The organism is Pseudolactococcus hodotermopsidis (genome assembly GCF_011170085.1).
Classification (GTDB): Bacteria; Bacillota; Bacilli; order Lactobacillales; family Streptococcaceae; genus Pseudolactococcus; species Pseudolactococcus hodotermopsidis.
The window spans coordinates 1-5,644 of sequence record NZ_BLLI01000093.1; the positions used below are offsets into that span (position 1 = coordinate 1).

At 46.4% G+C, this 5,644-nt stretch carries 1 tRNA gene and 3 rRNA genes; all 4 read left to right on the forward strand.

Annotation, left to right across the window (positions count from 1 at the left end):
- Nucleotides 1-404: 404 nt before the first annotated feature.
- The 4 genes from Hs30E_RS10280 to rrf all read left to right on the forward strand — a co-directional run bounded on the left by Hs30E_RS10280 (nucleotide 405) and on the right by rrf (nucleotide 5,643).
- Nucleotides 405-1,961, forward strand: a 16S ribosomal RNA gene (locus Hs30E_RS10280).
- A 131-nt stretch (nucleotides 1,962-2,092) separates the two neighbouring features.
- A tRNA-Ala gene (locus Hs30E_RS10285) sits at nucleotides 2,093-2,165 on the forward strand.
- A gap of 326 nt (nucleotides 2,166-2,491) precedes the next feature.
- Nucleotides 2,492-5,397 (forward strand): 23S ribosomal RNA (locus Hs30E_RS10290).
- Between the two features lie 130 nt (nucleotides 5,398-5,527).
- Nucleotides 5,528-5,643 (forward strand): 5S ribosomal RNA (gene rrf, locus Hs30E_RS10295).
- Together the 16S, 23S and 5S rRNA genes with 1 tRNA gene alongside form the textbook arrangement of a ribosomal RNA operon.
- Nucleotide 5,644 lies beyond the last annotated feature (1 nt).

Here is a 5,644-nt window from a genome sequence, read left to right on the forward strand (position 1 = left end):
TAATATCCTTTTCATAAGTCTTAGTTTAACATTTGGGACATTTTATGTTTCGACCTACTTAGGACATTATCACTTTCGAATGATAAAAGTAAAAAAAAGCAAAAAAAGTTGTTGACAGTCAAAAAAATTTTTGATAAGATAATAAAGTACTAAATTTGCAACACGAACTTTCATAAATAAAAAAAATTATTTAAGAAAAAAGTGTTGACAGGAGTAAAAACTTCTGGTAGACTAGAGTAGTTGTCTCTTGAGGCGACAAATAGACCTTTGAAAACTGAATAAAACAGAAACGAACCAAGTACAGCAGTTGTTTAGCGATAAGCAACAGAACTGTCAATTCGACAATAAATCGTTAAGAAATTAACGGACAAAAAAGCAAGCCGATGTTTTAGTAATAGAACATCATTAATGAGAGTTTGATCCTGGCTCAGGACGAACGCTGGCGGCGTGCCTAATACATGCAAGTTGAACGGAAGATTTAAGTAAAGAGTTTACTCTTCATTAAATCTTTAGTAGCGAACGGGTGAGTAACGCGTGGGTAACCTGCCTTATGGAGGGGGATAACTATTGGAAACGATAGCTAATACCGCATAAGAATGTAAGTCACATGTCTAACATTTGAAAGTAGCAATTGCTACACCAAAAGATGGACCCGCGTTGTATTAGCTAGTTGGTAGTGTAGAGGACTACCAAGGCGATGATACATAGCCGACCTGAGAGGGTGAACGGCCACACTGGGACTGAGACACGGCCCAGACTCCTACGGGAGGCAGCAGTAGGGAATCTTCGGCAATGGACGCAAGTCTGACCGAGCAACGCCGCGTGAGTGAAGAAGGTTTTCGGATCGTAAAACTCTGTTGTTAGAGAAGAACGTTAGTGAGAGTGGAAAGTTCACTAAGTGACGGTATCTAACCAGAAAGGGACGGCTAACTACGTGCCAGCAGCCGCGGTAATACGTAGGTCCCAAGCGTTGTCCGGATTTATTGGGCGTAAAGCGAGCGCAGGTGGTTTCATAAGTCAGATGTAAAAGGCAGTGGCTCAACCATTGTATGCATTTGAAACTGTGAGACTTGAGTGCAGTAGAGGAGAGTGGAATTCCATGTGTAGCGGTGAAATGCGTAGATATATGGAGGAACACCGGAGGCGAAAGCGGCTCTCTGGACTGTAACTGACACTGAGGCTCGAAAGCGTGGGTAGCAAACAGGATTAGATACCCTGGTAGTCCACGCAGTAAACGATGAGTGCTAGTTGTTTGGGGCTATCCAGCCCTAAGTGACGCAGCAAACGCATTAAGCACTCCGCCTGGGGAGTACGACCGCAAGGTTGAAACTCAAAGGAATTGACGGGGGCCCGCACAAGCGGTGGAGCATGTGGTTTAATTCGAAGCAACGCGAAGAACCTTACCAGGTCTTGACATCCCTATGACCGTCCTAGAGATAGGATTTCCCTTCGGGGCAGAGGAGACAGGTGGTGCATGGTTGTCGTCAGCTCGTGTCGTGAGATGTTGGGTTAAGTCCCGCAACGAGCGCAACCCTTATTGTTAGTTGCCATCATTTAGTTGGGCACTCTAGCGAGACTGCCGGTAATAAACCGGAGGAAGGTGGGGATGACGTCAAATCATCATGCCCCTTATGACCTGGGCTACACACGTGCTACAATGGTTGGTACAACGAGTCGCAAGCTGGTGACAGCAAGCTAATCTCTTAAAGCCAATCTCAGTTCGGATTGTAGGCTGCAACTCGCCTACATGAAGTCGGAATCGCTAGTAATCGCGGATCAGCACGCCGCGGTGAATACGTTCCCGGGCCTTGTACACACCGCCCGTCACACCACGAGAGTTTGTAATACCCAAAGCCGGTGGGCTAACCTTTAGGAGGCAGCCGTCTAAGGTAGGATAGATGATTGGGGTGAAGTCGTAACAAGGTAGCCGTAGGAGAACCTGCGGCTGGATCACCTCCTTTCTAAGGAAAAATGATTGCTTAGGCAATTCATGGATAAGTGTGCTTAGGTAGTTTCTGTTTTATTTAGTTTTGAGAGGTTTATGATTTAGACAAGAGTTGAAGTTTGTCTTTTGTAAACTAGAGATAAACAGGGGGCCTTAGCTCAGCTGGGAGAGCGCCTGCTTTGCACGCAGGAGGTCAGCGGTTCGATCCCGCTAGGCTCCATTAAGATACTGAAGTTCAGTTATCTTAATGTCAACGAAGACGTAAAAATAGGATTTGATCATTGAAAACTGAATAACAATTTCTAATAATAACAAGAAATAAACCGAGTAAGAGTTTCTTAAATGAAAACTTGCTAAAATGAAAGATTTCAAGCGACGTTATTAACATTTGAGTAGTGAAGATTAGCCGTTTATTTACTTTGAACGAAGTTCAAAGGGGTTAATTGAACAGTGAAAAAGTTAAGTGGCTTGAAACTGGACAAAAAAAGCGTGAGTATGAGAATACTCAATACTTATTACCACGATACTTAAATGTATCAATTTAAAGGTTAAGTTAATAAGGGCGCACGGTGGATGCCTTGGCACTAGAAGGCGACGAAGGACGTGACTAACTACGAAATTCTGCGGGGAGCTGTAAGTAAGCGATGATCCGCAGGTATCCGAATGGGGGAACCCAGTAGCTAATGGCTACTATCATTTGTGTGAATACATAGCACTTATGAGGCAAGACGTTGTGAACTGAAACATCTAAGTAGCAACAGGAAGAGAAAGCAAATGCGATTTCCTAAGTAGCGGCGAGCGAAACGGAATAAGGGCAAACCAATAGATTTATCTATTGGGGTTGTAGGACTGCAATGTGGCCTTATATTTTATAGGAGAATTACCTGGGAAGGTAAGCTAAAGAGAGTAATAGCCTCGTATCCGAAATGAAATATATACCTAGCAGTATCCTGAGTACGGCGAGACACGCGAAATCTCGTCGGAATCTGGGAGGACCATCTCCCAACCCTAAATACTCTCTAGTGACCGATAGTGAACAAGTACCGTGAGGGAAAGGTGAAAAGAACCCCGGGAGGGGAGTGAAATAGCACCTGAAACCGTGTGCCTACAACAAGTTCGAGCCCGTTAATGGGTGAGAGCGTGCCTTTTGTAGAATGAACCGGCGAGTTAAGTTATGATGCGAGGTTAAGCTGAAGAGGCGGAGCCGTAGCGAAAGCGAGTCTTAATAGGGCGTTATAGTATCATGATTTAGACCCGAAACCATGTGACCTATCCATGAGCAGGGTGAAGGTGCGGTAAGACGCACTGGAGGCCCGAACCAGGACACGTTGAAAAGTGTTTGGATGACTTGTGGATAGCGGAGAAATTCCAAACGAACTTGGAGATAGCTGGTTCTCTCCGAAATAGCTTTAGGGCTAGCGTCCAACTAGAATGTCATGGAGGTAGAGCACTGTTTGGGTGAGGGGTCCATCTCGGATTACCAATCTCAGATAAACTCCGAATGCCATAGACATGCGTTGGGCAGTCAGACTGTGAGTGCTAAGATCCATAGTCGAAAGGGAAACAGCCCAGACCATCAGCTAAGGTCCCCAAATATATGTTAAGTGGAAAAGGATGTGGGATTGCACAGACAACTAGGATGTTAGCTCAGAAGCAGCTACCATTTAAAGAGTGCGTAATAGCTCACTAGTCGAGTGATCCTGCGCCGAAAATGTACCGGGGCTCAAACATATTACCGAAGCTATGGAATTAAATTTATTTAATTGGTAGGAGAGCGTTCTATACAGCGACGAAGGTATACCGTGAGGAGTGCTGGAGCGTATAGAAGTGAGAATGCCGGTATGAGTAGCGCAAGACAGGTGAGAATCCTGTCCACCGTAAGACTAAGGTTTCCAGGGGAAGGCTCGTCCGCCCTGGGTTAGTCGGGACCTAAGGAGAGGCCGAATGGCGTATCCGATGGACAACAGGTTGATATTCCTGTACTAGGTTATATAGTGATTGGAGGGACGCAGTAGGCTAAGATGTGCCAGTTAATGGATTCTGGTCTAAGCAGTGAGGTTTTCCGTGAGTCAAATGCTTACGGATATTAAGATTGAGCTGTGATGGGGAAGTGCTTAATTGCACGAAGTATCTGATGTCACACTGCCAAGAAAATCTTCTAGCGTTTAATTATAACCTACCCGTACCGCAAACCGACACAGGTAGTCGAGGCGAGTAGCCTCAGGTGAGCGAGCGAACTCTCGTTAAGGAACTCGGCAAAATGACCCCGTAACTTCGGGAGAAGGGGTGCTCTACGTGAGTAGAGCCGCAGTGAATAGGCCCAAGCGACTGTTTATCAAAAACACAGCTCTCTGCTAAATCGTAAGATGATGTATAGGGGGTGACGCCTGCCCGGTGCTGGAAGGTTAAGAGGAGTGCTTAGCGCAAGCGAAGGTATGAATTGAAGCCCCAGTAAACGGCGGCCGTAACTATAACGGTCCTAAGGTAGCGAAATTCCTTGTCGGGTAAGTTCCGACCCGCACGAAAGGCGTAACGATTTGGGCACTGTCTCAACGAGAGACTCGGTGAAATTTTAGTACCTGTGAAGATGCAGGTTACCCGCGACAGGACGGAAAGACCCCATGGAGCTTTACTGCAAGTTGATATTGAGTATCTGTTGCACATGTACAGGATAGGTAGGAGCCATTGAATCGAGGACGCCAGTTTTCGAGGAGGCATTGTTGGGATACTACCCCTGTGTAATGGCTACTCTAACCCGCCACGCTAATCGCGTGGGGAGACAGTGTCTGCTGGGCAGTTTGACTGGGGCGGTCGCCTCCTAAAGAGTAACGGAGGCGCTCAAAGTTTCCCTCAGCATGGTTGGAAATCATGCGTAGAGTGTAAAGGTATAAGGGAGATTGACTGCGAGACCAACAAGTCGAGCAGGGACGAAAGTCGGACTTAGTGATCCGGTGGTACCGCATGGAAGGGCCATCGCTCAACGGATAAAAGCTACCCTGGGGATAACAGGCTTATCTCCCCCAAGAGTTCACATCGACGGGGAGGTTTGGCACCTCGATGTCGGCTCGTCGCATCCTGGGGCTGTAGTCGGTCCCAAGGGTTGGGCTGTTCGCCCATTAAAGCGGCACGCGAGCTGGGTTCAGAACGTCGTGAGACAGTTCGGTCCCTATCCGTCGCGGGCGTAGGAAATTTGAGAGGATCTGTCCTTAGTACGAGAGGACCGGGATGGACTTACCTCTGGTGTACCAGTTGTTCTGCCAAGGGCATCGCTGGGTAGCTATGTAGGGAAAGGATAAACGCTGAAAGCATCTAAGTGTGAAACCTACCTCAAGATTAGATTTCCCATTCGTAAGAATTAAGAGCCCTGAGAGATTATCAGGTAGATAGGCTAGAAGTGTAAGAGTAGTGATACTTGTAGCGGACTAGTACTAATAGCTCGAGGACTTTACCTAAGAGTAGGAAAGTGAAAGCGAAAGCTAGACTTTCCACTATTAAAGTATGCTTAAAGTTTATTGAAGTTATGCTAGAAATTGTTGTTCAGTTTTGAGTGTTCAAATAGAATTAAAACATTCAGCAAGTAAGTTTGGTGCTAATAGCATGAGAGATACACCTGTACCCATGTCGAACACAGTAGTTAAGTCTCATCACGCCGGAAGTAGTTGGGGGTTGCCCCCTGTGAGATAGGGTCGGTGCCAAGCT